This is a genomic window from Ruegeria sp. F11 (genome assembly GCF_056533855.1).
Window position 1 is genome coordinate 73,757 of record NZ_JBQFOW010000010.1, and the last position, 26,199, is coordinate 99,955.

At 60.8% G+C, this 26,199-nt stretch carries 22 protein-coding genes; 16 read left to right on the forward strand and 6 right to left on the reverse strand.

Going from position 1 to position 26,199, the window contains the following annotated elements; all coding sequences use genetic code 11:
* Positions 1 to 4: 4 nt before the first annotated feature.
* Complete coding sequence (locus ACR0NJ_RS14560) at positions 5 to 787, reverse strand: HalD/BesD family halogenase (protein ID WP_480817859.1); 783 nt, start codon at positions 785 to 787, stop codon at positions 5 to 7.
* 268 nt (positions 788 to 1,055) lie between these two features.
* On the opposite strand from ACR0NJ_RS14560, the gene folE2 reads away from it, so the two are divergent.
* The 4 genes from folE2 (at position 1,056) to ACR0NJ_RS14580 (ending at position 6,319) form a co-directional block, all read left to right on the forward strand.
* Positions 1,056 to 2,159, forward strand: a complete 1,104-nt coding sequence (gene folE2, locus ACR0NJ_RS14565) for a GTP cyclohydrolase FolE2 (RefSeq protein ID WP_480817860.1) — start codon at positions 1,056 to 1,058, stop codon at positions 2,157 to 2,159.
* Positions 2,160 to 2,443: 284 nt separating this feature from the next.
* Positions 2,444 to 3,247, forward strand: coding sequence for a hypothetical protein (locus tag ACR0NJ_RS14570; RefSeq protein WP_480817861.1), 804 nt, complete (start codon positions 2,444 to 2,446; stop codon positions 3,245 to 3,247).
* Positions 3,248 to 3,299: 52 nt separating this feature from the next.
* Positions 3,300 to 4,748 carry a TrkH family potassium uptake protein gene (locus tag ACR0NJ_RS14575; RefSeq protein WP_480817862.1) on the forward strand — a complete coding sequence of 483 codons (1,449 nt, stop codon included), beginning with the start codon at positions 3,300 to 3,302 and terminating at the stop codon, positions 4,746 to 4,748.
* Positions 4,748 to 6,319, forward strand: coding sequence for a 5-guanidino-2-oxopentanoate decarboxylase (locus tag ACR0NJ_RS14580; RefSeq protein WP_480817863.1), 1,572 nt, complete (start codon positions 4,748 to 4,750; stop codon positions 6,317 to 6,319). The genes ACR0NJ_RS14575 and ACR0NJ_RS14580 overlap by 1 nt, the downstream gene beginning before the upstream one ends.
* A gap of 52 nt (positions 6,320 to 6,371) precedes the next feature.
* Here ACR0NJ_RS14580 and ACR0NJ_RS14585 read toward each other — a convergent pair whose 3' ends face one another.
* A complete protein-coding gene (locus ACR0NJ_RS14585) occupies positions 6,372 to 8,111 on the reverse strand; it encodes a serine protease (RefSeq protein WP_480817864.1) in 1,740 nt (579 codons plus the stop codon).
* A gap of 206 nt (positions 8,112 to 8,317) precedes the next feature.
* Here ACR0NJ_RS14585 and ACR0NJ_RS14590 point away from each other — a divergent pair, with 206 nt between their 5' ends.
* On the forward strand, positions 8,318 to 9,247 hold the full coding sequence (locus tag ACR0NJ_RS14590) for a glycine--tRNA ligase subunit alpha (protein ID WP_480610124.1): 930 nt from the start codon (positions 8,318 to 8,320) through the stop codon (positions 9,245 to 9,247).
* 7 nt (positions 9,248 to 9,254) lie between these two features.
* Here the strand turns inward: ACR0NJ_RS14590 and ACR0NJ_RS14595 are convergent, their stop codons facing one another.
* Positions 9,255 to 9,887 carry a MarC family protein gene (locus ACR0NJ_RS14595; protein WP_480817865.1) on the reverse strand — a complete coding sequence of 211 codons (633 nt, stop codon included), beginning with the start codon at positions 9,885 to 9,887 and terminating at the stop codon, positions 9,255 to 9,257.
* Positions 9,888 to 9,978: 91 nt separating this feature from the next.
* Between ACR0NJ_RS14595 and ACR0NJ_RS14600 the strand changes: the two genes are divergently transcribed.
* The 9 genes from ACR0NJ_RS14600 (at position 9,979) to glmM (ending at position 22,285) form a co-directional block, all read left to right on the forward strand.
* A complete protein-coding gene (locus tag ACR0NJ_RS14600; RefSeq protein WP_480817866.1) occupies positions 9,979 to 10,503 on the forward strand; it encodes a DUF6446 family protein in 525 nt (174 codons plus the stop codon).
* Positions 10,504 to 10,513: 10 nt separating this feature from the next.
* Positions 10,514 to 11,725 (forward strand): sodium/glutamate symporter, encoded by a 1,212-nt coding sequence (gltS, locus tag ACR0NJ_RS14605; RefSeq protein WP_480817867.1) that lies wholly within the window; start codon positions 10,514 to 10,516, stop codon positions 11,723 to 11,725.
* A 9-nt stretch (positions 11,726 to 11,734) separates the two neighbouring features.
* Entirely contained in the window at positions 11,735 to 13,996 is a 2,262-nt protein-coding gene (glyS, locus tag ACR0NJ_RS14610) for a glycine--tRNA ligase subunit beta (protein WP_480817868.1), read from the forward strand.
* Positions 13,997 to 14,064: 68 nt separating this feature from the next.
* The gene (locus tag ACR0NJ_RS14615; RefSeq protein WP_480817869.1) at positions 14,065 to 16,626 is read left to right on the forward strand and encodes a putative PEP-binding protein; all 2,562 of its coding nucleotides are present in this window, start codon (positions 14,065 to 14,067) and stop codon (positions 16,624 to 16,626) included.
* 186 nt (positions 16,627 to 16,812) lie between these two features.
* A complete protein-coding gene (locus tag ACR0NJ_RS14620; RefSeq protein ID WP_480817870.1) occupies positions 16,813 to 17,448 on the forward strand; it encodes a cell wall hydrolase in 636 nt (211 codons plus the stop codon).
* Between the two features lie 73 nt (positions 17,449 to 17,521).
* Positions 17,522 to 18,889 (forward strand): multicopper oxidase family protein, encoded by a 1,368-nt coding sequence (locus tag ACR0NJ_RS14625; RefSeq protein WP_480817871.1) that lies wholly within the window; start codon positions 17,522 to 17,524, stop codon positions 18,887 to 18,889.
* 102 nt (positions 18,890 to 18,991) lie between these two features.
* Positions 18,992 to 19,912, forward strand: a complete 921-nt coding sequence (locus ACR0NJ_RS14630) for a dihydroneopterin aldolase (protein ID WP_480817872.1) — start codon at positions 18,992 to 18,994, stop codon at positions 19,910 to 19,912.
* Complete coding sequence (gene folP / locus ACR0NJ_RS14635) at positions 19,909 to 20,907, forward strand: dihydropteroate synthase (RefSeq protein WP_480817873.1); 999 nt, start codon at positions 19,909 to 19,911, stop codon at positions 20,905 to 20,907. Before ACR0NJ_RS14630 ends, folP begins: the two co-directional genes overlap by 4 nt.
* Before the next feature lie 34 nt (positions 20,908 to 20,941).
* Entirely contained in the window at positions 20,942 to 22,285 is a 1,344-nt protein-coding gene (gene glmM, locus ACR0NJ_RS14640; RefSeq protein WP_480817874.1) for a phosphoglucosamine mutase, read from the forward strand.
* Here the strand turns inward: glmM and ACR0NJ_RS14645 are convergent.
* Positions 22,282 to 23,184: a DMT family transporter gene (locus ACR0NJ_RS14645; RefSeq protein WP_480817875.1), complete on the reverse strand. Its 903-nt coding sequence runs from the start codon at positions 23,182 to 23,184 to the stop codon at positions 22,282 to 22,284. The genes glmM and ACR0NJ_RS14645 overlap by 4 nt on opposite strands.
* A 123-nt stretch (positions 23,185 to 23,307) precedes the next feature.
* The gene (gene ilvC / locus ACR0NJ_RS14650; protein ID WP_480610144.1) at positions 23,308 to 24,330 is read right to left on the reverse strand and encodes a ketol-acid reductoisomerase; all 1,023 of its coding nucleotides are present in this window, start codon (positions 24,328 to 24,330) and stop codon (positions 23,308 to 23,310) included.
* 131 nt (positions 24,331 to 24,461) lie between these two features.
* Here ilvC and ACR0NJ_RS14655 point away from each other — a divergent pair, with 131 nt between their 5' ends.
* Both ACR0NJ_RS14655 and ACR0NJ_RS14660 read left to right on the forward strand, forming a co-directional pair.
* The gene (locus ACR0NJ_RS14655; protein ID WP_480817876.1) at positions 24,462 to 24,917 is read left to right on the forward strand and encodes an Lrp/AsnC family transcriptional regulator; all 456 of its coding nucleotides are present in this window, start codon (positions 24,462 to 24,464) and stop codon (positions 24,915 to 24,917) included.
* Positions 24,914 to 25,372, forward strand: a complete 459-nt coding sequence (locus ACR0NJ_RS14660) for an Lrp/AsnC family transcriptional regulator (protein ID WP_480817877.1) — start codon at positions 24,914 to 24,916, stop codon at positions 25,370 to 25,372. Before ACR0NJ_RS14655 ends, ACR0NJ_RS14660 begins: the two co-directional genes overlap by 4 nt.
* Before the next feature lie 6 nt (positions 25,373 to 25,378).
* Here the strand turns inward: ACR0NJ_RS14660 and ACR0NJ_RS14665 are convergent, their stop codons facing one another.
* Entirely contained in the window at positions 25,379 to 26,080 is a 702-nt protein-coding gene (locus tag ACR0NJ_RS14665) for a GntR family transcriptional regulator (protein ID WP_480817878.1), read from the reverse strand.
* Positions 26,081 to 26,199 lie beyond the last annotated feature (119 nt).

The following is a 26,199-nucleotide window of genomic DNA, read 5'->3' on the forward strand; positions in this document are numbered from 1 at the left end:
GCATTCAGGCCCTGCCGTAGAAGCCAATTCGCTCAGATTCAGAAAAGGTGACGCCAGGGTTTTCGTAATACGAGAACACGGCGATCACGCGTGGCTTACCGCCGACAACGGGCGTGACGCGATGGGCGGTGTTCTTGCCCTTAAACACGTTAAGCGTTCCGGGGCTGAGCGTGATGACCTTGCTGTCCAGATCCGCACCGTTGAGCAATCGGGCGACGCCGTCGTAGTTCGGATCCTCATCGCTGCGCAGGTCGGTTCGGTATTCGAAGCCGCCACCCTGATCCGGGGATTGCAACAACAGCGTTGTGGTAAACTCGGACCGGTCGAAATGCCAGTTCAGGGCCTGTCCTTCCTGATATGACATGACATTCACGCGGGCCAGAGGGTCATCCATCACGTGAAGCTCGGGCTTGCCCATCGTCGCGGCCAGAAACTGCGCGAATTCCGGCCATTCGTACAATCGCAGCAGGGCAGAACCTTCGATCTGATCAGCACATAGCGTCCGGTTCGAGGTGTGAAACTCCTGCAATGCGGGGTGGTCTTTGGGCAAATCCCCCAGCTTCTTGAAATAGATGTTGTGGCGGCGTTCGTGCAGGAACGACTCGGTTGCAAAACGGGGGGTCATCTCGGAAACGGCGGCAGCGGCGACGTCCCTGCGCATAAGCCCGTCCAGGTTATACATCCCGTCGGCGGCAAGGTCCGCCCGGCACCGTTCCACGAGCGCGTGCCATTCCGGACTGCCGGGGCGGTCGATGGGAAAACGCTCCAGGTCGAGAATAGTCTGCATGCGATTTCCCCCTTTAACAAAATCTTCGGTCCAAGCCTTTGCGCATGCTATCTGCCAGCCGGCTCCGTGCTGTTCTGATTGCGACACCATCGGCGCGACGCTGCGCGCTTGATCCGGCTTTCCGCCACGACAGGGCGTATTCCGTTGTAATATGACGGTTTTGCCCTACTATTTTCAATCCAGAGTGTTAGTGAATGCGTATTGGGTAAGACTGGAAAAACAACTGTAGTCGTATATATTCCGGCGACCAATCGAGGAACCCCATCCTATGAACGTTCACCCGCGCGACATTGACGACACCCCGGACCGTGACGAAGCCGCCGCCGCCCTGCACGTTCTGCAGCGATGGGCCAAAACCGCCCCTGCGTCCGAGATCAGCCAGCTCGACCCGGCTGTGGCCCGGCTGGTTCCGGGTTTGGGGCCGGTGGACTACCCCGCCATGTCGCGCGAATACCCCGAAGGATTTGAGGTTGATGCCACCTACCGGGCGACGCTGCCCGATCTGCAGAATGGTCCCTCAAGCCTGATCCGGGGCGCTAAGCAGCAGATTCAGCATGTCGGGATTTCGAATTTTCGCCTGCCGATCCGGTTCCATCGCAAGGAGGGCGCGGATCTGACGCTTGAGACCTCGGTTACCGGAACGGTCAGCCTTGAGGCGGAAAAGAAGGGCATCAACATGTCCCGCATCATGCGGTCGTTTTACAGACACGCCGAGCGCACGTTCAGTTTTGAGGTGATGGAAGCGGCGCTAAGCGACTACATGACCGATCTGGACAGCTTTGATGCCCGCATCCAGATGCGCTTTTCCTACCCCGACCAGATCAAAAGCCTGCGTTCGGGTCTGGAAGGGTATCAGTATTACGATATCGCTTTGGAACTGGTCGAGCAAAACGGCGTGCGTCAGAAGATCATGCATCTGGATTACGTCTATTCCTCGACCTGCCCATGTTCGCTTGAGTTGAGCGAGCACGCGCGTTCGCAGCGCGGGCAATTGGCGACCCCGCATTCGCAGCGCTCGGTCGCGCGGATTTCGGTTGTCGTGGATTGCGACGCCGACTGTTTGTGGTTCGAGGATCTGATTGCGCTCTGCCGCCGTGCAGTGCCGACCGAGACGCAAGTCATGGTCAAGCGCGAGGATGAGCAGGCCTTTGCAGAACTGAACGCCGCCAACCCGATCTTTGTCGAGGACGCCGCGCGCCTGTTCTGTGCCGAGTTGCTGGCCGACCACCACGTCGGAGATTTCCGCGTGATCGCGAGCCATCAGGAAAGCCTGCACAGCCATGACGCGGTTTCGATTCTGACCGAAGGCCCGACCTTCGCGGCCCCCAGCCTGGACCCGCGTCTATTTTCGACGTTGTTCCACGTCGGGTAGCAAACGGGCTAACTGGTCAGAAATTCATCACGTTTCCGTGGCGTAAGCGCCTTTTTGCCGCAATGCAGCGATATCGCTGCACTGTAGCATTCTTTTGCGTTAGGGTGGGCCGGAATGCAGCCGCTGCACACCTGCGCCAAAAGACGGTGTGCCGCCCTTAAAGGACCCCGAGACGTGCAACGCCTTGGACTGCAACACCACAACCGCCGCTCAAGCGATTTGAGCGGGCAGAGTGCTATTCACTCAATGTCCTTGCTGCGTTGTTATTACAGGAGAGAACGTAGATGAACCCGATTACCCAACCGCTTGAGCTTCAGGCTGCTGTGTGCCGCGTGGCTGGCTATGCGATTGTGAGCCAGATGAAGATCATGCAGATCATGGCCCGTTCGGCATTCGAGCTGCCGATGGCTCCGGTCCAGGCGCTGCATGCTGCGGCTGCGAGCCCGGCACCCGTTGTGGCGAAACCCACCGCACCCAAGCCTGTTGCTAAGCCCAAGGCCAAGGCACCGGCTGCGAAGCGCGCGAAGGCGGCGGCAAAAGCTGCCCCTGCGGCCAAGAAACCTGTCGCGAAACCGGCTGTGGCCAAGGCTGAAACCAAACCCGTTGTGACCAAGGCTGAAACAAAGCCCGTTGCCGAGTTCACGGCAAAGCCGCGTACCGCCACTAAAGCTGCGGCGGCCAAGCCTGCTGCCAAACCGGCTGCGAAATCGCCTGCTGCCAAACTGGTTGTCGCCAAAGCCGCAGCAAAGCCCGCCGCTAAACCTGCGGCCAAGCCTGCGGTTGCAGCCAAGGTACAGACCGCACCTGCAGCGGCTTCGGCAAAACCCGCTGTGAAAGCTGAAAAGCCTGTTGCGCCCAAAGCTTCGCCAAAACTTGCGGCTACAAAAGCGCCCGCTGCGAAACCCGTTGCGACGCCAAAAACCGCAGCTACAAAGCCCAAGGCCGATGCGGCTCCGGCAAAGGCGAAACCGGTCGAGGTAAAAGCCGCGAATACCGCCGAAGCCGCGCCCAAGCCACAGTCGCGTCGGACGCGTGCGCCATCCAAACCACCTGCGATGCCAGCGTCCAAGGCTAAGGCCGACGAATAATCGCAGATCATCTGCTTGACACGGTCCCCATGGCGCGCCAACGCTGCGCGTCATGATGGATCTTCGACCGGTCGGATATGTGATTGGCTTGCTGGTCGCCATTCTTGGGGCGACCATGCTGCTGCCCATGCTCGCCGACATGATCGAAAGGCGGGGCGAGTGGCATGTTTTTCTGGAAAGCGCCATCATTACGGTGCTGACCGGCACCGTGCTGGCCCTAAGCTGTTCGAATGGCGTGGGCGAGGGGCTGACCATCCGGCAGACCTTTCTGCTGACAACCGGTGTATGGGTCGCCCTGCCGGTATTCGGGGCGATCCCGTTTTTGTTCGGCGAATCCGAACTGCGCTTTGTTGACGCGTATTTCGAGGCGATGTCGGGCCTCACCACCACCGGGTCGACGGTAATCTCGGGCCTCGATAACCTGCCGCAGGGCCTGCTGCTGTGGCGCGGCATTCTGCAATGGCTGGGAGGTATCGGGATCATCGTTGTTGCCATGGTGTTCCTGCCCGAACTGCGCGTGGGCGGGATGCAGATCTTCCGCTCGGAAGGGTTCGAGACGATGGGAAAAATCCTGCCCCGCGCGCAGGAGATCGCGGGCCAGATTTCCCTGATCTACGTGTTCCTGACCGTCGTCTGCGCCTTGGTTTATGCCGGGTTCGGTATGGGCTTCTTCGACGCCGTCGTGCATTCCATGACAACGATCGCCACAGGCGGCTTTTCCAACTACGACAGCTCGTTCGGCACGTTCTCGGGCCCTGCAGAATATGCCGCATCGGTCTTCATGATCCTCGCCGCTCTGCCCTTCGTGCGCTACGTCCAGCTTGCCAACGGCAACACCAGTTCCTTGTGGCGGGACAGCCAGATCAGAGCCTTTCTGGCGACCATTCTGGTGCTCGTTGTGATGATGTCCATCTTTCTGACATCAGTCTTTCCGCATCATTGGGAGCAGGCCTTTCGGCAATCGCTATTCAACATAACGTCGATCATCTCGGGCACGGGATACGCCAGTGTCGATTACATGACCTGGGGCAGTTTCCCGGTCATGATCTTCTTTCTGATCGGCCTTATTGGGGGGTGCGCGGGCTCAACCGCATGTTCGATCAAGGTGTTCCGCTATCAATTGCTGTTTGCCTCGATCAAAACACAGCTGAGCCGGATCAGATCGCCGCATGGGGTGTTCATGCCGCTCTATGACGGGCGGCCTGTTGGGCGCGACGTTCTGACCTCGGTCATGAGTTTCTTCATGTTTTTCGTGCTGTCGATGGGCATTCTGTCCTGGGCGCTGGCGCTGACTGGATTGGATTTCATCACCTCGGTTTCGGGTGCGGCGACGGCGCTGGCCAATGTAGGCCCGGGCCTTGGCAGCCAGATCGGCCCGGCGGGCAATTTCGCGGGGCTGAGCGATACCGCCAAGTGGCTGCTGTCGCTTGGCATGCTGGTGGGCCGTCTGGAACTGCTGGCGGTTTACGCGATCTTCACCGCTCAATTCTGGAGAGGGTGATGCAAAAGCCCCTTGGCGCGCAAGTCTCGCATATGCTGAAGGATCGCGGGGTCGACGTGATCTTTGGTATCCCCGGCGTGCATAACCAGGAAATGTATCGCGGCATCGAAGAGGCCGGAATCACCCATGTTCTGGCCCGGCACGAGCAGGGGGCCGGGTTCATGGCCGACGGTTATGCGCGCGCGACGGGTAAGCCGGGGGTGGCCTATGTGATCACCGGACCGGGCCTGTGCAACATCATGACCCCGATGGGGCAGGCCTATTCCGACTCGGTTCCGATGCTGGTTCTGTCCTCTTGTCTGGATGACACGCATGCCCAACGTGGTCAGTTGCACCAGATGAAGGATCAGCGCGCAGCGGCGGACACCGTGGCCGACTGGTCTTGTCAGGCCAATAGCGCGCAGGCCGCGTATGGTCTGATTGAGCGCGCGTTTGAAGAGTTCGCGCTATCCCGCCCGCGACCCAAGCATATTCAGGTGCCAATCGCTGTGCTGGAGGCCGATGCCGAACCCGCACCCTCGCCCAAGCCTCCGGCCACGCGGGCGGCTTTGCCTCCGGATGTGTCGATGGTTGTGTCATTGTTGGCGCAGGCACGCAGACCTTTGTTTATTCTGGGCGGTGGGTGCCGGTCTGACCGTTGGCGAGACCCGCTGACAAAGCTGGGCGCGGCCTGTTTCACCACTTATGCGGGGCGGGGTTTCGTTGGCGTGGACTATCCGCTGGATTTTGGGTCAATGCTGCCGCGACCGAGCAGTGTCGACGTGATCGCCTCGGCTGATCTGGTGGTCGCTGTCGGGGCGGAACTCGGCGAAGTTGATCTGTGGCGGCGCGAGCTGGGTCATACCGCCAATCTGGTGCGCGTCGATCTGGACCCCGAGGTTTTGTCGGATCACCACCGCGCCACCGTCAAGTTGCAGGCTGACGCAGAGGGCTTTGCCCGTGCCCTGTCGGAAGCGACCCAAAACTCCGATCCTGCCGCAGGCTGGTCGCCCGAAGAAGTTGCCGAGACCCGTGCCCGCTGGCGCGCCGAGGTTGAGGCCGAGCGTTCGGGCATCGTGCAAGTCGCAGATGCCCTGCGCGCAGCGTTGCCTGCCGAGACGATGATCTACTCCGACATGACCCAATTCGCCTATGTCGCAAAAGAGGTCTGGGATATGGACCATCCCCATCACTGGCACCACCCGACTGGCTTCGGCACGCTGGGATACGCCTTGCCCGCCGGCATCGGCGGGGCGGTTGCACGGCGGGGTCAGCCCACGGCGGTGATCGCCGGGGATTACGGGTTTCAGTACACGATGCAGGAGTTGGGAACGGCAGTCGAACTGGGCCTCTCGCTGCCGATCATCCTGTGGGACAATGGCAAGCTGAAAGAGATCGAGGACAGTATGGTTCGCAGCCAGATCGCGCCCAACGCGGTTGTGGCCCGCAATCCTGATTTCTGCAAACTGGCCGAGGCGTTTGGGGCGCTGTCCGCAGACCCCACCAGTTTGGACGAGATGCAATCGGCCGTCCGCGCGGCCCTTGACGCGCCGGTGCCCACTCTGATCCGCGTGACACCGGGCATCGCATAAAAAAAGCGCCGCGAATGAATGCGGCGCTTTCCAGATTGCTTTAGTTATTTTCTCAGTCCCAGCAGTGAACCAGTACGGTCATTCCGGTGGCTCTGCGGCTCAGCTCGTTGGGCGAGATTTGTACGGTTTCTTGACTGGACTGACCCGACACGCCCGCCTTGCCCAGCACATCCGTCAATCGGTCCACGGTTGCCGCAAGGCTGACCGAGGCGGGCAGGGTGCGGCCTTCGGACGGCGCGGGCAGCAGCATGCCGATCACGTGGCCGCTAACGTCGAAGACCGGGCCACCGGCATCACCAGGCTGTGCATTCAGTGCCAGGCGTTTGACCCCGGTTTCACCATTCAGGCCCCGGATGTCCGCGACCTGCCCAAAGGTCAGCGTCGGAGCCCCCAAAGCGCCCTGATACGAGAAGCCGGACACCGCAACCTCGGACTGAATGCGCGGTTGATCAGCGCTGAATTCGGCAATGTTGATCGGGGCGAGGGACCGGCTTGGGCGCAGGACCGAGATGCCAAGGTCTGCGTCGGTCCAGGCTACCTGAACCTCCTGATCGCCCTCCAGCGTGATCCGGCTGCAACTGTCGGCGGCTTCGGCCACGGTCAGGACGGTGCCTTGGGCATCCGCAAAGAACCCGGACCGTGACAGGCGCGGTTTGCGGACCTGCAGGCCCGAGACCAGATCGATACGCTGCTCAGCATCCGCACCGGCTGCGGCGTCCAACACCGCATCGGTGGTCGAGAAGCTGGCCCTCATCGCCGCCAGAACCCGTGCACGCCGCGCCTCGTCACCTTCGGGCCAGACCAGCGTAAAGCCTTTGATCTTGCCGTCCTTCAGCGTGGCTTGGGTATAGGACACGACCCCGTTGCCGCGCCCTTCCAACGTGAATCGATCCCCGCGCAACTCGCGCGCGCCGTCCAGCGGCACGATTTCCAGCGATTGCATCACTTCGTACAGCGCGCGCAGGGTGGATTTGTCACCGTCCTGGCTGATCAGCAAAGCCTGTGCCTCAAGGTCAGAGGAGGCTTTGAAATGGGCAAACGGAGCCTCGTAACGGTCAAAGGCGACGACTCCCAACGGCAGGTCCAGCGAAATCCCAGCCTGATCGTCGCTGTGCCGCGCCATCCCGGCACTGATCAGCGGGGCGTTGTAGTCATCCATCAGCGCCTTGCGCTGTGACGTGGTCAGAACGCCGGTGGCCTCAAATCCGTTGAAGCGCTGCCAATCGCCCATGGAACGGCGCGTGCCCTGACCAAATGCGCCATCAATGGTCGAGTTGTAAAAACCCGCAGCCTGCAGCGCCGTCTGCAGGTCCTTGCGCTCTTGCGCGGTCAGCAGGCGTTCGCTTTGCAGGGCCTGTGGGCGTGTTTCATCCGCATCTTGCGGCGCGACGGCGGTCTGCGCCGGCTCTGGTTGCGCCTCAGGCTCCACAGGCGGCGCAATGACGCCCCGGTTCAGAAGGTTTGCGCCAACCGGCCAGAATTGTTGTCCCAGCGTGTTGGAAAAGGCGATGAAGCTGTCGGCGGGGATCTCGCCCTCGGCCCGGTAAACCCGCAGCACCTGTTCAGCATCGCTACGCAGGTAGGGGCCAATCACGATGGCGTACCAGCCGCTGTTCAGGCGAAACCCGTTCACATCCGGCAGCGCATTGGCATAAGCCTGCGCGCGGTCCTGCGCCTGGCTCAGGGTCGGGCGCGCCTCGACCTGAACCCAGACTCCCTGATCCTGCTGAGCATTTGCGGCCTGAAGGCCGAAGGTGAAAAACAATAGAATAACCGTTAATACGCGTGTCATTTTCTGCCCGTTTTATGCGCCAGTGGTGCTTTGGCGCAGATTACGCGATTTCGGACCTCGATTGCCATGCCGTGAATGCGGGGAATTCAGGGTGTGGCCGCGCAGATACAGCATCGGGCCATTGGCCCGTTGACGCCCCTTGGCCCCTTGCATAGGAAGGGCAAAACCGACCGGAACCGGGTGCTGTCGCGCCCAAAGGGAATGTCATGACCGAACACTCCAGCGCACCTCGTTCTTTTCAGGAGATTATCCTGCGGCTTCAGACATATTGGGCGTCCAAAGGCTGCGCGATCCTGCAGCCCTATGACATGGAGGTCGGCGCCGGGACGTTCCACCCGGCGACCACCTTACGCGCGTTGGGGGGCAAGGCGTGGGCGGCGGCCTATGTGCAACCGTCGCGTCGTCCGACCGACGGGCGTTATGGTGAGAACCCGAACCGGCTGCAGCATTACTACCAGTATCAAGTGCTGATCAAACCCAGTCCGCCCGATCTGCAAGAGCTGTATCTGGGCAGTCTCGAGGCTATCGGCATCGACATGGACCTGCACGACATCCGCTTTGTCGAGGATGACTGGGAAAGCCCGACGCTGGGCGCTTGGGGTCTGGGATGGGAGGTCTGGTGTGACGGGATGGAGGTCAGCCAGTTCACCTATTTCCAACAGGTCGGCGGCCATGACTGCGCGCCCGTATCGGGTGAGCTGACATATGGTCTGGAACGTCTGGCGATGTACGTTCTGGGTATCGACCATGTGATGGACATGCCGTTCAACGATCCGCAATCGCCCAGCCCGCTGACCTATGGTGACATCTTCAAGCAAACCGAAGAGGAATACGCCCGCTGGAACTTTGACGTGGCCAACACCGAGGTTCTGCTGCGCCATTTCGAAGAGGCCGAGGCTGAATGCGCCGCCATTCTGGCGCAGGAACATGACGATCCGAAAACCGGCAAGCGCATCATCATGGCGCATCCCGCCTATGATCAATGCATCAAGGCCAGCCACGTCTTCAACCTGCTGGACGCGCGGGGCGTGATCTCGGTGACGGAACGCCAAGCTTACATCGGGCGCGTACGAGCGCTGGCCAAGCAATGCGCGGATGCGTTTGTTCAGACCGAGGCGGCCGGGCATTCGGCCTGATGGGAAGTCAAGCCAAACCCGGCAGCAGTGCTTTCAGGCCGCTTGCGATCATGCTGATGGCGATGGCCGACAGGATCATGCCCATGAAGCGGCTCATGATGACACGGGCGGTCCCGGATAGACGCTCGGCCAGCCAGGCGGCGTTCCAGAAGGTGATCAGCAGCAGCGCGACAACACCAAGAAAGACGCCTGCAAAAACAAGGGCATCGACGGGTTTGGTGATGTGATGAGCATACAGGATCAGCGTTGTGATCGTGCCGGGGCCGACAAGGATCGGAAAGGCCAGCGGGTAGAACGCCACGGTGTCCGGTTCGGGATACGACTGCTTCTCTCCCTCCGTTCCGTGATGCGAGGTGCTCTCGTTCCCGTTCAGCATGTTCAGCCCGATCATCATGACGACCAGACCACCTGCCACGCGCAGATGATCCACGGTGATACCGAACAGCCCCAACGTCTGGCTGCCCACCGCCGCGAAGGCGGCCCCGAGGATCAGACAATAGACCGCTGTTTTCACAGCAATTTTCTTCTGTTCCGCCGCTGGCAGACTGTCCGTTACACTCAGGAAAACCGGCAGGTTGGTTACAGGGTTCATGATTGCAAAAAGTGCGCCGAAAAACCCGACAGCAAGGGTCGATTCCATCCGGTGTTCCTTGATCCGCTCTGTTCTGTTGCGAAACCTGTCCTATTTTTGAGCCACTTAAAAGAGCCCGCGTAAAAGGATAAGCCAAAGTATGACCGGAAAGTTTCTAGCGATCATCCTGATCCTGTCCGCCGTTCTGGCGGGCGCAGGCATGTATTACCTGCAGGTCTACGGCTACTATTACTTGGTCGAACCGCGCCCCGGTCAGGATGTGGTTCTGCTGGCGCAGGGGGCGGAAATCCCCGAGCCCATCAGCTACACCGCGTTTCAGGCGATTGATGCCGACAGCTCTCCGATCCGATACCGGGCGTGCTTTGAAACCGACCTGACGCCAGAGGAATTGCGTGCAACCTATCACCTGGCCGAGGAGGCGACCCCTCTGACCGCGCCGGGATGGTTTGACTGTTATGACGCCGTGTCGCTGGCGGATGCCTTGAAATCGGGGCATGCCGAGGCATTTGTCGGCGTGAAAAACGTGCATTATGGCGTGGACCGGATTGTGGCAGTGACTCAGGATGGTCAGGGCTTCATCTGGCATGCGCTGAACAATTGCGGTGAAAAGGCCTATGACGGGACGGTGGTTGGCGAGGAATGCCCGCCGCGCCCGGAAAGCTGAGGGTCCACCGATGACCGACGCGATTCAGATCCCGGATTTCCTGACCGCCACGTTGGGCTTTGCCGTGTATCTGTTCGGGGCCGAGGTCAACGCGCGGGTTGCCACCCTGCGCCAGTTTAACATCCCAGAACCGGTGACGGGCGGCTTGCTGGCCTCTCTGGTCGTGTTGCTGTTGTATCTGCTGTTCGGGATGGAACTGTCATTCGGTCTGGCCGCTCGCGATTTTCTGCTGGTGGTGTTCTTCGCCGGAATCGGCCTGAACGCGCGGTTTTCCGATTTGATTTCGGGCGGTAAGCCATTGCTTTTGCTTCTTGTTCTAACGCTGGCGACAATTGTCTCTCAGAACGTGATCGGTGCCGTGGGGGCCGTGACCTTCGGCTACCCGGCACAAGCTGGGGTTCTGTTCGGCTCTGCCGCGCTGATTGGCGGCCATGGTACGGCCATCGCCTGGTCGCCCGAGGTGGCTCAGGTGACAGGCCTTGCAGGGGCCACCGAGTTGGGCGTTGCCGTTGCCACGCTCGGGCTTGTTCTTGCAGCACTGGTGGGCGGCCCGATCGCGCGGTTTCTGATTGAGGGGCGCGGTTTGACCCCCGCGCGCCCCAGTGAAGAACACACAATCGGTCTGCCCGAGGATGCCGAAGAAGCGGACGCCAAAATCGACCACCTGTCGGTCATGCGGGTGCTGCTGCATCTGAACCTCGCCATTATCTTCGGCTACATGCTGGGCGAAGTGATTGAGGCCGCCGGTCTCAAACTGCCCCTGTTCGTGCCCTGCCTGATCATGGGCATCGTGATTGCGAACTTGCGTGCCATGCTGATCCCCAAAGCGCCGCCAGTGGCGCGGACCCCATCGCTGGCGCTGATCTCGGAATTCTCGCTGGGTGCGTTTCTGGCGATGTCGTTGATGAGCCTGCAGCTTTGGACTATCGCCGAACTCGGTCTGGCCATTGTCGTCATCATGTCCGCTCAAACCCTGTTTGCCGTGGCCTTCGTGATCTGGGTGCTGTTCCCGGTCATGGGCCGCAACTACCGCGCCGCTGTTCTATCCGCCGGGTTCGGAGGGTTCGCTTTGGGCGCAACCCCCACTGCGATTGCCAATATGACAGCTGTGACCAAGCGATATGGGCCATCGCCTATTGCCTTTATCGTGCTCCCCCTTGTATCCGCATTCTTTGTGGATATCGCCAATGCCATCGTCATCCAGACGATCGTCAATTTCTAAGGACCGAAAATGCCCGACCTGCTGATCGAACTGTTTTCCGAGGAAATCCCCGCGCGCATGCAAGCCCGCGCCGGTGAAGACCTGAAAAAGCGGATCACCGATGGTCTGGTCGAGGGTGGTCTGACCTATGCCGGGGCCGCCGCCCTGACCACGCCGCGTCGCCTGACGCTGGCGGTCGAGGGCCTGCTTGCGGAAAGCCCCACCATCCGCGAAGAACGCAAGGGCCCCAAGGTCGGCGCGCCCGACAAAGCCATCGAAGGCTTCCTGCGCGGCGCGGGCCTGAGCCGTGATCAGTTGGAGGAACGCGACACCCCCAAAGGTGCCGTCTACTTCGCCACAATCGAAAAAGCCGGTCGTCCAGCGGCGGACATCGTGGCCGAGGTGCTTGAGGCAACCATCCGCAACTTCCCATGGCCCAAATCGATGCGCTGGGGGGCTGGGTCGATGCGCTGGGTGCGGCCTCTGCATTCGATCCTGTGCATCCTTAGCGATGAGGCGGGTGCTCAGGTCGTCCCGCTTGCGGTCGAAGGCATTACCTCCGGGGACTCGACCGAAGGGCATCGGTTCATGGCTCCGAACCGCTTTTCTGTAACGTCTTTCGACGATTACGCCGCCAAGCTTAAACGCGCCTTTGTCGTTCTGTCGCCCGAGGAACGCGCCGAACATATCTGGAACGACGCACAGAACCTCGCCTTTGCCGCTGGACTGGAAGTAGCCGATGACAAGGGCCTGCTGGCCGAGGTCGCCGGCCTGGTCGAATGGCCGGTGGTCTTGATGGGGAAGATCGATGCCGAGTTTCTCGAACTGCCGCCCGAGGTGCTGCAGACCTCGATGAAAGAGCACCAGAAGTTCTTTTCCGTGAAGAACCCCAAGACGGGGCGGATCGAGCGCTTCATCACCGTCGCCAACCGCGAAACCGCCGACAATGGCGCAACCATTCTGGCGGGCAACCAAAAGGTGCTGTCGGCCCGTCTGGCCGATGCGAAATTCTTCTGGGAGAATGACCTGCGCGTCGCCAAATCGGACATCGCCCAATGGACCCGCGCGCTGGAGAACGTGACTTTCCACAACAAGCTGGGCACACAGGCCGAGCGCATCGACCGCATCGCCACACTGGCCCGCGAATTGGCTCCGGTAACGGGCGCGGATGCCGATCAGGCCGAGAAAGCTGCGCGTCTGGCCAAGGCTGACCTGAGTTCCGAGATGGTCTATGAATTCCCTGAACTTCAAGGACTTATGGGGCGGTATTATATCGAGGCGGCGGGAGAAGACGCCGCTGTGGCCGCCGTGGCGCAGGAGCATTACTCGCCGTTGGGGCCCTCAGATGATGTGCCCACCGCGCCGTTGTCGGTGACGGTGGCGCTGGCCGATAAGCTGGATACGCTGACCGGGTTCTGGGCGATTGATGAGAAACCGACCGGATCAAAAGACCCGTTTGCGCTGCGCCGGGCTGCGCTTGGGGTTATTCGGTTGGTATTGGAGAATGGGCTAGGGCACTCGTGGCGTGAAATCATCTCCATAGCGATGCGCGCCGCCTTTGGTGCAAGATACGCTTCCAACAATGCTACAGCGATAATGTGGATCAAGGAGTACATTTCTCATCTGCCGCAAGAGTTCAGGGATAAGTACTCTGAGTCTTTGGCTAAGCAGAAGTATGCAAGCGATCAACTTCCCAAGATGTTGGAAGAAGCAAGAAATTTCGGCCTTCTGGACTCAGCATATTCAGCAGAGAGTCCCAAGATTGAGAAGAGCTTCTGGAGTTTCCTTCATGAGCGCCTCAAAGTTTTTCTCCGCGATGATGGAATTCGTCACGACGTGATTGACGCTTGCATTGCCATGGACCGCAACGACGACCTTACATTGCTGGTCAAACGTGCCCGCGCGCTGAATGCGGTGATTGCGACTGAGGACGGGGAAAACCTCGTACAGGGGTTCAAGCGGGCCAACAACATTCTGACACAGGCCGAGGAGAAGGACGGGGTCGAATACTCCTACGGTGCGGATGTGAAGTTTGCCGAGACCGACAGCGAGAAGGCGCTGTTTGCCGCTCTGGATCTGGCGCAGGATAAGATTGCGCCTGCGCTCAAGGCCGAGGATTTCCCGACCGCCATGGCCGCAATGGCTGCGCTGCGCGGGCCGGTGGATGCGTTCTTTGAGGATGTTCAGGTCAACACCGACAACGACATCCTGCGCCGCAACCGCCTGAATCTGCTCAGCCAGATCCGACAGATTTGCTCTAGCGTCGCCGATCTGACCCGGATCGAAGGCTAAAGCCACGGGCGCGGGCCGGACTGCGCCCAGATCACCCTTGCGTGAAGGGCGCAGGTGCCTATGCTGCGGTGAAACCAAAAGGTGCCGCAGTGCAGAATAACCCGCATACCACGCTCATTACCTCGGAAGCGCCCGTGACCACCGAAACCCATGGTGGCCGGGCCAAATGCCTGCAACGGCTGGTCCGTCTGGACATGCCTGTGCCGCGCACCGTGGCGCTGTCCTTCGATGCGGTTCTGAAGATCGCCAAGGGGGACATCCCCGATCTGGCGGCGATATTGGAGCAGTTTGACTCGTCGGCCCTGCTATGTGTGCGACCCAGTTCCGAAGACCCGGATTGGGGCGGCCCGGGGGCGGTTCTGAACATCGGCATGAACGACGCGCGTTACGTGGAACTGTCCGACGCAATGGGGGCCGAGGCCGCGGCGGCCCTGTATCTGCGCTTTGTCCAAAGCTACGCGATCCATGTGGCTCGGCTGGACGCGGATGTGTTCGACGACATCGAGGCAGACGGGCAGGAAGGACTGCGGCAATCCCTGCGCGCCTATGAGGATGAGGCCGACGAGGTGTTCCCGCAGGACCGGGGCGAACAGCTTGCGGGTGTTCTGCGGTCGATGGCGCGGGCCTGGGACGGCACCTCGGCCCGGTTGCTGCGTCAGGCGAAGGGTGCTCCGGCAGACGCAGGGTTGGGGTTGGTCATACAAGAGATGATCCCAGGCGTCGGGCAGGGGGAATGCGGATCGGGCGTGCTGCAACTGGTGGATTCCACCACAGGCGAGCCGCAGATCACGGGCCGGTACCTGAGCCAGAGCCAGGGCCGCGATGCCCTTGGTGCAGGGGTGGCTGCGCTGTTTCTGGAAAAGGACCCGCGCGGGCAGTCTCTTGAAGAGGTGGCACCCGATGCGTTTGCCGATCTCAAGGCGCATGCGGCGATGATGCGGCGGAAGCTGCGGGAAGAAATGCAGGTCGAATTCGTCATCGAAAACGGCCGGGTGCATATTCTGGACGGAGTTCGGGTCCAGCGCAGTGCCCGAGCGGCGATGAAAATAGCGGTTCGGCTGGCCGAGGATGGGATTATTCCGCCGCAAGAGGCAGTGATGCGCGTCGATCCGCATGCGCTGAACGAACTTTTGCACCGTCAGGTGCACCCCGATGCCGAGCGCGATGTACTGACAACGGCCATTGGCGCAAGCCCGGGGGCCTCGACCGGCAAGATCGTTTTCACCGCCGCCGAGGCGCAGGCCAGCGCGGCACGGGGCGAGGCCTGCGTTCTGGTCCGGCGCGAGACGTCGCCCGAAGACGTGCGTGGGATGCACGCGGCTGTTGCGGTTCTGACCGAAAAGGGAGGGATGACCAGCCATGCCGCCGTGATCGGTCGGGGTTTGGGTCTGCCCTGTATCGTGGGCGCATCCGAGATGCGGTTTCAGACCAAGAAGAAACTGCTGACCGCGCCGGACGGGCGGGTGTTCAAGACCGGTGACGTGCTGACGATCGATGGCAGTTCCGGTCAGGTTCTGGCGGGTCAGCCAGCAATGCTGGAAGCGGCGCTGGATGATTGCTTTCAGACGCTGATGGCCTGGGCCGATGCCGAGCGTGACATCGAAATCCGTGCCAATGCCGATACGCCCGCCGATGCGCAGACGGCGCGGAACTTTGAGGCTCAGGGTATTGGTCTGTGCCGGACGGAACACATGTTCTTCGATCCGGGGCGGCTGATCGTCATGCGAGAGATGATTTTCGCCCAGACCCCGTCTGGCCGCGCGGCGGTGCTCGAACGTCTGCTGCCCATGCAGCGCGAGGATTTCGTGCAATTGTTCCGCATCATGGAGGGGCAACCGGTCTGTATCCGCCTGTTTGACCCGCCGCTGCACGAATTCCTGCCGACGACCCGGAGCGGTCAGCGTGAACTGGCCGAGGCGTTGGACCTGCCGGTGTCGGACGTGGAACGGCGAGTGGCCGCGATGACTGAATACAACCCGATGCTGGGCCTGCGCGGTGTTCGGCTGGGGGTCACCGTGCCCGAAATCTACGACATGCAGGCGCGGGCGATCTTCGAGGCTACGCTTGAGGCCAGCAAGAATGGTGCACCGGTTGTGCCCGAGGTCATGATCCCGCTGGTTTCGGCCAAGCGAGAGGTGGAGTTGGTCAAGTCCCGCATCGATACGGTCGCTGCGGCCGTCGCTGCAGAGCAGGGGCAAGAGTTCGAATACCGTCTCGGCGTGATGGTCGAAACCCCGCGCGCCTGCCTGCGCGCGGAAGAGATTGCGCCCAACACTTCCTTTCTTAGCTTCGGGACAAACGACCTGACCCAGATGACTTACGGTCTGTCACGAGATGACGCGGGGCGGTTCATGTCTGCCTATGTGCGTCAGGGTGTCTTTACCGAAGACCCGTTTCACGTGCTTGACGCGGACGGGGTGGGGGAATTGCTGAAGCTTGGCGCTGAACGCGGGCGGACGGCGAAGCCCGATGTTACCCTTTCAGTCTGCGGCGAACATGGCGGAAACCCCGAATCAATCGCCATTTGCCGCGAACTTGGGTTTGACTACGTCTCATGCTCGCCCTTCCGGGTTCCGGTTGCTCGGCTGGCTTCCGCTCAATTGGCGATTTCGTCCAGACTTGGGGGTTGACACCCGGTATTTGCCCAAGGATTAGTGGGTTCCAGGTAACCTTGTGGCGAAAATAAATCTTCCCACGGGCGGTTTTCCACTTGCTTTTTCCGTAGTTCTGGACGTTTGCATCTGTCTGGGTTAAACGCCTCGTCGCGCCCGCCGGGGGAGGGTATGGCGCGTGTTGTGCCTGTGCGAGGTTATCTGATGCTACGATATATAATGGCTGTTGCCGTGTTGGCAGCAACCGTGCTGCCTAGTGCGTCCTTCGCTGAGAAGGAAGCCACCACCAAGCCTGAGCTTGTGGCCCGCAATGAATTGCCGGGGCAAAGCTTTCGGGACTATTTGAAATTGTTCAAGCCGCGTGGGGCGGCTGAACCGGTCGAGGTGTCCTATTCCAAGGATTGGCTCGACCAGCAGCCCGCACCATCGGGCGACGAAAACTGGAAATGTCTGGCCGAGGCTCTGTACTTTGAGGCGCGCGGCGAAAGCGTCCGCGGTCAGTTTGCAGTGGCCGAGGTTATCCTGAACCGGGTCGAAAGCAGCCGCTTTCCGAACTCGCTGTGCGGTGTGATCCGCCAGGGGACCGGCAAGAAATACCAATGTCAGTTCACGTATACCTGCGATGGTCGCAAGGAAGTGATCCACGAAAAGAAAGCCTATGAGCGGGTTTCCAAAGTGGCGCGTGCGGCGATTGACGGAACGGCGAACGAGTTGACCGAAGGCGCAACCCATTATCACACCACGGCGGTTCGTCCGTCCTGGTCGCGCGTTTACAAGCAGACCGCGAAGATCGGCGTGCATATTTTCTACCGTCACAACTATCGGACGGCGAGCAACTGATTGACGCACCCGCGCTGGAAGGCTGATGGCGCGGGGTTTCATGCAGGCTATATTGGGGGCCAGGAGGCCCCCAATGTATTTCAACCGCCGACAAATCCTTCATTCCGCAGCCGCGCTTGCGCTTTTGCCGCGCGTGCCCCTGGCGGATTACCCGGCCCTTGAAGCCCAAGAGGCGGCGCAACGCCTTGCGCCAGAGGGCTTTCCGGAAACGAGGGTTTGGAGTTACGGCGGTTCGGTTCCGGGCGCGCCGCTGCGGTTAAGGCAAGGTGAACGTCTGCAAAGGCGGCTGGTGAACAATCTGCCTCAGCCAACCTCGGTTCACTGGCATGGTATTCGTATCGACAATGCGATGGACGGGGTTCCGGGACTGACGCAGGACGCTGTGCTGACGGGGGAAACCTTTGATTATGACTTTGTCGTCCCCGATGCCGGAACCTATTGGTATCACGCGCATAACAGGTCGGTCGAACAGGTGGCGCGCGGGCTCTATGGGCCGCTGATTGTCGAAGAGGCGGCACGGCTCGACATTGATCAGGATCTGGTGCTGATGCTGGATGATTGGCGGCTGGACCCCGAAACGGCTCAGATCACCGACGATTTTGACAACGGGCACGATCTTAGCCACGCCGGACGCCTCGGTAATATCGTGACGGTCAACGGCACGTTTGATCCTGCGTTTGCCGTGAAGGGCAATGAGCGTCTCAGACTGCGCCTGATCAACGCATCCAATGCCCGGATTTACGATCTGGGTCTCGACGGGTTAGAGGGGTGGATTGTCGCGCTGGATGGCATGCCGTTGGAGACGCCTCTGGCGGTTCCCGAAAGCTTCCCTCTGGCCCCGGCACAACGCGCGGACCTGATCGTCGATGTGACCGGCGATCCCGCCAGCCTGCTGAGTATCGAGCGGGATGGTGCCTATGGGCTCGCCCGGTTTGACGTTGCCGGTGAGGCGTCGCGGGCGCGCCGGGGCGAGGTATCGGCCTTGCCGCCAAACCCGCTGCCAGAGATCAAAGATATCCAGTCCACGCCCTTGCACCGGATGGTTCTGCAGGGCGGCGCGATGCGCTGGTTGGGAAGCGCACGGCTTGGCGACACCGAACTTTCAGGGCGCGAATTGGCGCAGTTGGGCCGGTTCTGGGCGTTGAATGGATATGCCGAGCGCCCACAAGATCCGTTTCTGGATGCCGCGAGCGGCAGCCAGCATCGGATCGAGTTCGTCAACGAAACGGCCTTTCCGCATGCGATGCATCTGCACGGTCATCATTTCCGGCTGATCCTCGAAGATGGCTCTCTGGGGCCTTGGCGCGATACGGTGCTTGTCGAGCGCGGCCAGACGCGGCAAATCGCGCTGGTGACTGACAACCCGGGCAACTGGCTGTTGCATTGTCATATGCTGGGGCACGCCGCATCAGGTATGATGAGTTGGTACCGCGTTGCCTGACGCCGCATTCGGCGGCTGGAATGGCGCATGTTTGAATGCTATAGGCCCCGGACACGTCTAGATTAGGCAAACGTCCTGACAAGCCCGAAAAGGCCAGCTCCAATGAGTTCCGAAATCCGCCTTGCCTTTGCGCACCCGTCTGAACGGTCCGAGGCGACATCGCCGCAGGGTCCGCTGGACCGTATTTCGTTGCGCGATCATATTGTCGATGTCGAAATCGGTGCCTTTCAGTCCGAGCGGGGAACGACGCAGCGGGTTTGCTTTAATATCGTGGTCGAAGTGCGCCCGCTAACAGATGCGATCGAGGACGATGTAGATCGCATCCTGTCCTATGATCGCGTCACCGAGGCAATCGCATTTGAACTGGCCGCCGAACGCCTGAACCTGCTTGAGACCTTGGCCGAGCGTGTGGCTGAGCGTATTCTGCTTGAACCGCAGGCCGTAAGAGCGTTTGTTCGCATCGAAAAATTGGATCGTGGTCCGGGCGCATTGGGGGTAGAGATCGTCCGTGGGCGCGATGCGCACAACCATGATATTGTCGAGGAAGAACGCCCGCATCCCCGGTTGGTTTATCTTTCGAATGAGGCCATCGCCTCGGACAATCTGACCGGCTGGATCGATCAACTGGAAAACCGGCAGCGCCCTTTGATTCTGTGTGTCGGTGCGTCTGATCTGTCTGTGTCCCAGACCGGCCACGCCATGACCCAGCGGCGGATCGACCTGCTGGCGATTGAACAAAATTCCTGGGTTCTGGCTGCGCGGGATCATCGCTGCGTTGTGGTCTCGACCCGGACCGAACTGGACTGGGCGATGAAGAATGGCCAGATTTGTGTCTGGGCCCCGTCCAAGATCGTGCTGGATGCCGTAGATGGCCCCTCGGCCGCGCCATCGGACGCTGTGGCCCTGGCCGCGTGGTTCGCGGCGACCTTTGAAGCCAGCGAAATGCTGGTCATAGGCGGAGAGTTGCCGCAGTCCCCCAAGACACCGCTGCGCGCGGTTTCAGTGGAGCAGGCACAATTGTGAGCGTCTACTACCGGCCATTGGTTCAACACGGGCCGACCCACCCGGAGGGCGTGGTTTCGCTCGCCGGGCAACAGCTATGGTTTACGCATGCTGAGGTCCTGACACGAAACGACAGCCCCGAAATCGTGGCCGTCGGCGAGATTCCGGCAGCCAATTTGGACCGTCTGACCCGGTCACGCAGTCCCATCGCGGGGCTGGAGATGGCGCGGCCTCAGATCATGGGGATACTCAACGTGACACCGGACAGTTTCTCGGATGGCGGTGTGCATAACTCGGTCGAGAACGCCCGCGCTGCAGCGTCGGATATGGTCGCGCACGGGGCCAGCATTCTGGATGTCGGCGGGGAATCCACCCGACCCGGCGCAGATTTCGTGCCCGAGGACGAGGAAATCAGCCGCACTCGCCCGTTGATTCAGGCGATCCGGGCGGAAACGGATGCGTTGATCTCGATCGACACGCGCAAGGCCAGCGTTGCCCAAGCGGCGGTTGAGGCGGGGGCCGGGCTGGTGAACGATGTCTCGGGCTTCACCTTCGATCCGGACCTTGCCCCGTACTGCGCGCAGATGGGCGTGCCGGTCTGTGTGATGCATATGCAGGGCGATCCGGTGACGATGCAGGACGACCCGCAATATGATGACGTCCTGCTGGATGTGTATGACTTCCTTGAGGCCCAGATCGCGCATTTGGAAAACCTCGGCCTGAACCGGGACCTGATCGTGGTTGACCCGGGCATCGGTTTCGGCAAGACCGAGGCGCATAACCTGACCTTGCTGCGTAATCTCAGCCTGTTTCACGGCCTTGGCTGCCCGATCCTGCTGGGCGTATCGCGCAAGGGGTTCATCGGGGCAATCGGGCAGGAGCCGCGCAAAACAGCCCGCGCGCCGGGATCAATCGCCGTCGCACTTGCCGGATTGTCCCAGGGCGTGCAGATCATCCGGGTCCATGACGTGGCCGAGACCGCTCAGGCCTTGCGTCTGTGGGCCGCTGTCCGGTAATCCGGTCGCAAGCAATTTTCACGGAGTGACAGATATGCGCAAGCTGTTCGGAACCGACGGGGTGCGGGGCACGGCCAACACGCACCCGATGACCGCCGAGATGGCCCTGCGCATTGGCGCTGCCGTGGGGCGGTATTTCCGCCGCGACGCGACCGGTGTGCACCGTGTGGTGATCGGCAAGGATACGCGCCTGTCCGGGTATATGCTGGAAAACGCGCTGACTGCCGGGTTGACCTCGACCGGGATGAACGTGCTGTTGTTGGGGCCGGTGCCGACCCCGGCGGTGGGGTTGATGACGCGGTCGATGCGGGCGGACCTTGGGGTGATGATCTCGGCCAGTCACAACCCGGCCGAAGATAACGGGATCAAGTTCTTTGGGCCGGACGGGTTCAAACTGTCGGACCAGGCAGAGGCCGACATCGAGAAGCTGATCGAAGAGGGGGTCAGGCCCGCTCAGGCACAGAATATCGGGCGTGCGCGCCGGGTCGATGATGCGCGGTTCCGGTATGGTGAGCGGGTCAAATCCTCACTCCCGCGCGAACTGCGGCTGGACGGGCTCAAGGTGGTCATCGATTGCGCCAACGGCGCGGCCCACCGCACCGCGCCCGAGGTTCTATGGGAGCTTGGGGCCGAGGTCATCCCCGTCGGCGTCGCGCCTAACGGCAAGAATATCAACCAGAATTGCGGGTCCACCAAACCCCAGATGGCCGCCGAAACCGTGGTGGCGCATGGTGCCGATGTTGGCATTTGCCTAGACGGTGATGCGGACCGGGTCGTTGTGATTGACGAAACCGGGCAGGTGGCGGATGGCGATCAGTTGATGGCCTTGCTTGCCACCGCCTGGGCCAGATCGGGTCAGTTGAAAGGCGGGGCCCTTGTTGCAACGGTTATGTCGAATCTCGGGCTGGAGCGGCATCTTGGCGCGCGCGGGTTACAGTTGGAACGCACCGCCGTCGGAGACCGCTATGTGGTCGAACGGATGCGCGAAGGCGGGTTCAACCTTGGCGGCGAACAGTCCGGTCACATCGTGATGAGCGATTACGCCACCACCGGCGACGGGCTGATGGCCGGCCTGCATTTTCTGGCCGAGATGGTTTTGTCCGGGCGCAAGGCATCCGAGTTGTCAAAGCAGTTTGAAACCGTGCCGCAGTTGCTTAAGAACGTGCGGTTCAGCGCCGGGCAGCTGCCGCTTGAAAACCAAAGCGTGCAGGCCGCTATTGCCGATGCCGAGGCGCGCCTGAACGGGCAGGGCCGGTTGCTGATCCGCAAGTCGGGGACCGAGCCGCTGATCCGCGTTATGGCGGAATGCGAAGACGACGGGCTTTTGGTTCAAGTGGTCGACAGCATTGTGGCCGAAGTCGAAGCCGCCGCAGGTTAACTGCCGAACAGGGCCTTGCGCAGGCTGAACCATTGGCTGATTGCCATGCCGGTCAGGATCAGGGTGAGGGCGATGTAAAAGCGCAGGGGCAGGGCCTCGGACAGGATCCATGCGCCGAAGATCATCGACCAGATCGGAACCTGGTAATTCACCAGCGTCAGGAACACCGACCCGGCGCTGCGGGTGACCGACACGCGCAGAAGGGTGGCAAAGGCCGTCGGGACCAACCCCAGAACAATCAGCGCAAGCGTGGGGCGGGGGCCTTGCCAGGTCGGCAGACCCTCGGTCACCAGCATTATCGGCAACAGGATCACCGCCCCGACCACGAGCGTCAAAGCCGCCAACACCAGAGGGTCCACCGGCGGGCAGCGTCGGGTCATGACCGAAGAACTGGCGTAGCACAGCGCTGCCGTGATGCAGGCCAGTTGTGCCAACGGCTCAGCCCCCTGACCCAGTTGCGCAAGGCCGGGTCCGATCAGAACCAGCGCGCCCGAGAACCCCAGGCACACGCCAAGAAGGCGGCGCAGGTTCAGCGGTTCGTCCGAGAAGAAATGCGCCAACGGCAGCACCATCAGAGGGATTGCCGCCATCGACAATCCGGCGAAAGCCGAGGGTACGAATTGCTGCCCCCAACTCAGCAGTATGAAGGGCACAGCGGTGGAGAGCACTCCGATCAGGACAACCGATGTGCCCAAAGCGGGCGTCAGCACCGGCATCTTGCGACCGGTCGCCCACATCAATGCCAACAGGGTCACGGCCCCAAGCGTTGTTCGCGAGGTTGCCACCGTTATCGGACCATACCCTTCCAGCGCCATCGCAACGACCATGAACGTTGCACCCCAAATCAGGCCCAGCGTGAAAACACCGCTCCAATCCTGTTTTGTTGGTTGCTGAACCATGGCGCGTCCTGTGGGTTGGTGGGAATGGTCAATTCCACCAGCGGTTTATGTGCCGGGAAAAGGCCGGGTGCAAATGAAAAAGGGCGACCGTAGCGGCCGCCCTTTACGTGGCTTTCGCCGAACTTAGTTCTTTTCTTTGTCGACCATCTTGCCGGCCGAGATCCAGGGCATCATGGCGCGCAGTTTGGCACCGGTTTCTTCGATCATATGCTCGTCGTTGGCACGGCGCGACGCTTTGATGGTCGGCTGGCCAACAGCGTTTTCCAGCATGAAGTCGCGAACAAATTTACCCTGCTGGATGTCGTTCAGAACCTCTTTCATGCGCGCTTTGGTCTCGTCGTATTTCAGGATACGCGGGCCGGTGACGTACTGGCCGTATTCGGCGGTGTTCGAGATCGAGTAATCCATGTTGGCGATGCCGCCTTCATAGATCAGGTCAACGATCAGCTTCACTTCGTGCAGACATTCGAAATAGGCCATTTCGGGCGCGTAACCGGCCTCGACCAGAGTTTCAAAGCCGCAGCGGATCAGTTCGACCAGACCACCGCACAGAACGGCCTGTTCGCCGAAAAGGTCGGTTTCGCATTCCTCGCGGAAGTTGGTCTCGATGATGCCCGAACGGCCGCCACCGATGGCCGAGCAATAGGACAGGCCGATTTCCAGCGCCTTGCCGGTCTCGTCTTTATCGACAGCCACAAGGCAAGGCACGCCGCCGCCTTTGGTGTATTCGCCGCGCACGGTGTGGCCGGGGCCCTTGGGGGCCATCATGATGACGTCGACGCCTTCTTTCGGCTCGATCAGGCCGAAATGCACGTTCAGGCCGTGGGCGAATGCGATGGCGGCACCCGGTTTGATGTTGTCGTGGACGTATTTCTTGTAGGTTTCGGCCTGCAATTCGTCGGGCATGGTGAACATGATCAGGTCGCACCAAGCTGCAGCCTCGGCGATGCCCATGACCTGCAGACCTTCGGCTTCGGCTTTCTTGGCCGAGGCCGAGCCTTCGCGCAGGGCGACGACAAGGTTCTTGGCGCCCGAATCGCGCAGGTTCAGCGCGTGGGCATGGCCTTGGCTGCCATAGCCCAGAATCGCCACTTTCTTGTCTTTGATCAGGTTGATGTCGCAATCGCGATCGTAGTAGACGCGCATTTTGCCGGTCCTTTCAGTTTCGATTGCGGTGTTTCTATCCTGAGCTTTGGGTATTGGCGATAGCGTTGCGATTGAGTATTTGAGAAAAAGATGAAGAATAATTCCTCAAACGTAATGAATGTGAAAAAATCATGCTTGATGATGTTGATCGGCGTATTCTGCGCCAGTTTCAGGCTGAACCCAGCCTGACCACGGCGGAACTGGCCGAGCGCTGCCGCATCAGCACCGGCGTCTGCTGGCGGCGGATCGAGAAGATGCAGGCTGCAGGGGTGATCGAGGGGCAGGAGACTGTCATCGACTGGGCGGCGCTGGGATACGCGGTCGAGGTGTCGTTGCGGGTGACGCTGGACAAGACACAGGCGCGGGCGTTTGACGAATTCACCGCAGCGGCGCGCGAGGTGGCCGAGGTGATCGAGATCCAGACCTTTCTGGGCAGGGTCGATGTGCGCCTGTCGGTGCTGGCGCGCGACATGGGCCATTATCAGCAGGTCTACCGCGACCGTATCCTGACCCTGCCGCATATCGCTGATATCGAGGCACTGATGCATATCGCCCGGGTCAAGCGGGATGAGGTGCTGCCGGTATGATCGAACTGGATGAGGTCGATCGCAAGATCCTGCGCGCTCTGGTACAGGATGCCACCCAAAGCGCCGGGGCGCTGGGGCGCAAACTGGGTCTGTCGCAACCTGCGACATGGCGGCGGATTCGCAGGTTGGAAGAGGCGGGCGTGATCAAGGGGCGGCGTCTGCGGCTGAATGCCGAGGCTCTGGGGTTTGGCGTGACGGTGTTTCTGGGCGTCAAACTTGCGCGAAAGGGGCAGGTCAGTTTGGAAGATTTCGAACGTGCCGTCAGTGCGATCCCCGAGGTTCAGACGGTTGAACATGTGCTGGGACTTTATGACTACCGCCTTCGGGTCGTCGCGCGGGACCTGTCCGATTTCGAGCGTGTGCTGAGACGGCGGATCATGACGTTGCCGGGGGCCGGGGACGTCGAAGCAAACGTTCTGCTCAGCGAGGAACGCCTGCCGGGGCCGATCGGCTGATCGACCTCAGTATCGGGTCCGAATGCAATAGCCCGGATGATGGGTCATGCGGGCGAATGTAATCGGCACGTCGCCCTTCCACGTGGTGCGTTCAAGCTGAATCATCGACGCCCCGGCTGTGGTCCCCATGAACTCGGCAAGACGGCCATCGGCGGAAATGGCGCAGAACGCGACCTCGGCATCCGAAAAGGGCGCGGCGTTCAACAACCACTCATGTGGCCCGCTTTCGCTGAGGTCGGCCTGTTCCACATCGGGGACGGCTTCGATGTTGATCCAGCGTTCCTCAAGCAGAAACGGGCGATTGTCAGCGTAGTGCATGCAGACCACATGCAGCACCCGCGCATCGGGCGACACGCCAAGCTGCGAGGCCAGCCAACCGGGGCTTGAAACCACCTCACGTTCCACAAGCGCATAGCGGTAGGTGGCGTTCTGGCTTTCGACCATCTGGCGGGTCAGCGAGAACTCCAGCTTCGCGTGTTTGCTGGGCTCTTTCTTGACCCGCGTGCCGCTTTTACGTTTGCGTTCCACAAAGCCTTGCTCGGCCAGTTCCCGCAGAGCGCGATTGACCGTTGCGCGTGCGCAGTTGAATTCTTCGGCTAGCTGTGTCTCGGTTGGGAGTAACGAGCCTTGTGGCCAAACTCGGCTTTCAATTCTTCGTTTAACTTCGTCACGAACATACTGGAAACTGATCCGCTTTTGCGCAGTCACGGGTACAAAAGCCCTTTCATGTAAAAAGTGTGCTTATCTGTGCAGAAGCACGTCAAAGTGTAAAGAGGTATGACACTATATGGCGTCATATCTTGTGTTTTCAGCGGTATGTGGGGCGA

Coding starts and splice junctions, on each gene's coding strand:
- ACR0NJ_RS14560 (WP_480817859.1), bottom strand. CDS start 787: ATGCAGACTATTCTCGACCTGGAGCGTTTTCCCATCGACCGCCCCGGC.
- folE2 (WP_480817860.1), top strand. CDS start 1,056: ATGAACGTTCACCCGCGCGACATTGACGACACCCCGGACCGTGACGAA.
- ACR0NJ_RS14570 (WP_480817861.1), top strand. CDS start 2,444: ATGAACCCGATTACCCAACCGCTTGAGCTTCAGGCTGCTGTGTGCCGC.
- ACR0NJ_RS14575 (WP_480817862.1), top strand. CDS start 3,300: ATGATGGATCTTCGACCGGTCGGATATGTGATTGGCTTGCTGGTCGCC.
- ACR0NJ_RS14580 (WP_480817863.1), top strand. CDS start 4,748: ATGCAAAAGCCCCTTGGCGCGCAAGTCTCGCATATGCTGAAGGATCGC.
- ACR0NJ_RS14585 (WP_480817864.1), bottom strand. CDS start 8,111: ATGACACGCGTATTAACGGTTATTCTATTGTTTTTCACCTTCGGCCTT.
- ACR0NJ_RS14590 (WP_480610124.1), top strand. CDS start 8,318: ATGACCGAACACTCCAGCGCACCTCGTTCTTTTCAGGAGATTATCCTG.
- ACR0NJ_RS14595 (WP_480817865.1), bottom strand. CDS start 9,887: ATGGAATCGACCCTTGCTGTCGGGTTTTTCGGCGCACTTTTTGCAATC.
- ACR0NJ_RS14600 (WP_480817866.1), top strand. CDS start 9,979: ATGACCGGAAAGTTTCTAGCGATCATCCTGATCCTGTCCGCCGTTCTG.
- gltS (WP_480817867.1), top strand. CDS start 10,514: ATGACCGACGCGATTCAGATCCCGGATTTCCTGACCGCCACGTTGGGC.
- glyS (WP_480817868.1), top strand. CDS start 11,735: ATGCCCGACCTGCTGATCGAACTGTTTTCCGAGGAAATCCCCGCGCGC.
- ACR0NJ_RS14620 (WP_480817870.1), top strand. CDS start 16,813: ATGCTACGATATATAATGGCTGTTGCCGTGTTGGCAGCAACCGTGCTG.
- ACR0NJ_RS14625 (WP_480817871.1), top strand. CDS start 17,522: ATGTATTTCAACCGCCGACAAATCCTTCATTCCGCAGCCGCGCTTGCG.
- ACR0NJ_RS14630 (WP_480817872.1), top strand. CDS start 18,992: ATGAGTTCCGAAATCCGCCTTGCCTTTGCGCACCCGTCTGAACGGTCC.
- glmM (WP_480817874.1), top strand. CDS start 20,942: ATGCGCAAGCTGTTCGGAACCGACGGGGTGCGGGGCACGGCCAACACG.
- ACR0NJ_RS14645 (WP_480817875.1), bottom strand. CDS start 23,184: ATGGTTCAGCAACCAACAAAACAGGATTGGAGCGGTGTTTTCACGCTG.
- ilvC (WP_480610144.1), bottom strand. CDS start 24,330: ATGCGCGTCTACTACGATCGCGATTGCGACATCAACCTGATCAAAGAC.
- ACR0NJ_RS14655 (WP_480817876.1), top strand. CDS start 24,462: ATGCTTGATGATGTTGATCGGCGTATTCTGCGCCAGTTTCAGGCTGAA.
- ACR0NJ_RS14660 (WP_480817877.1), top strand. CDS start 24,914: ATGATCGAACTGGATGAGGTCGATCGCAAGATCCTGCGCGCTCTGGTA.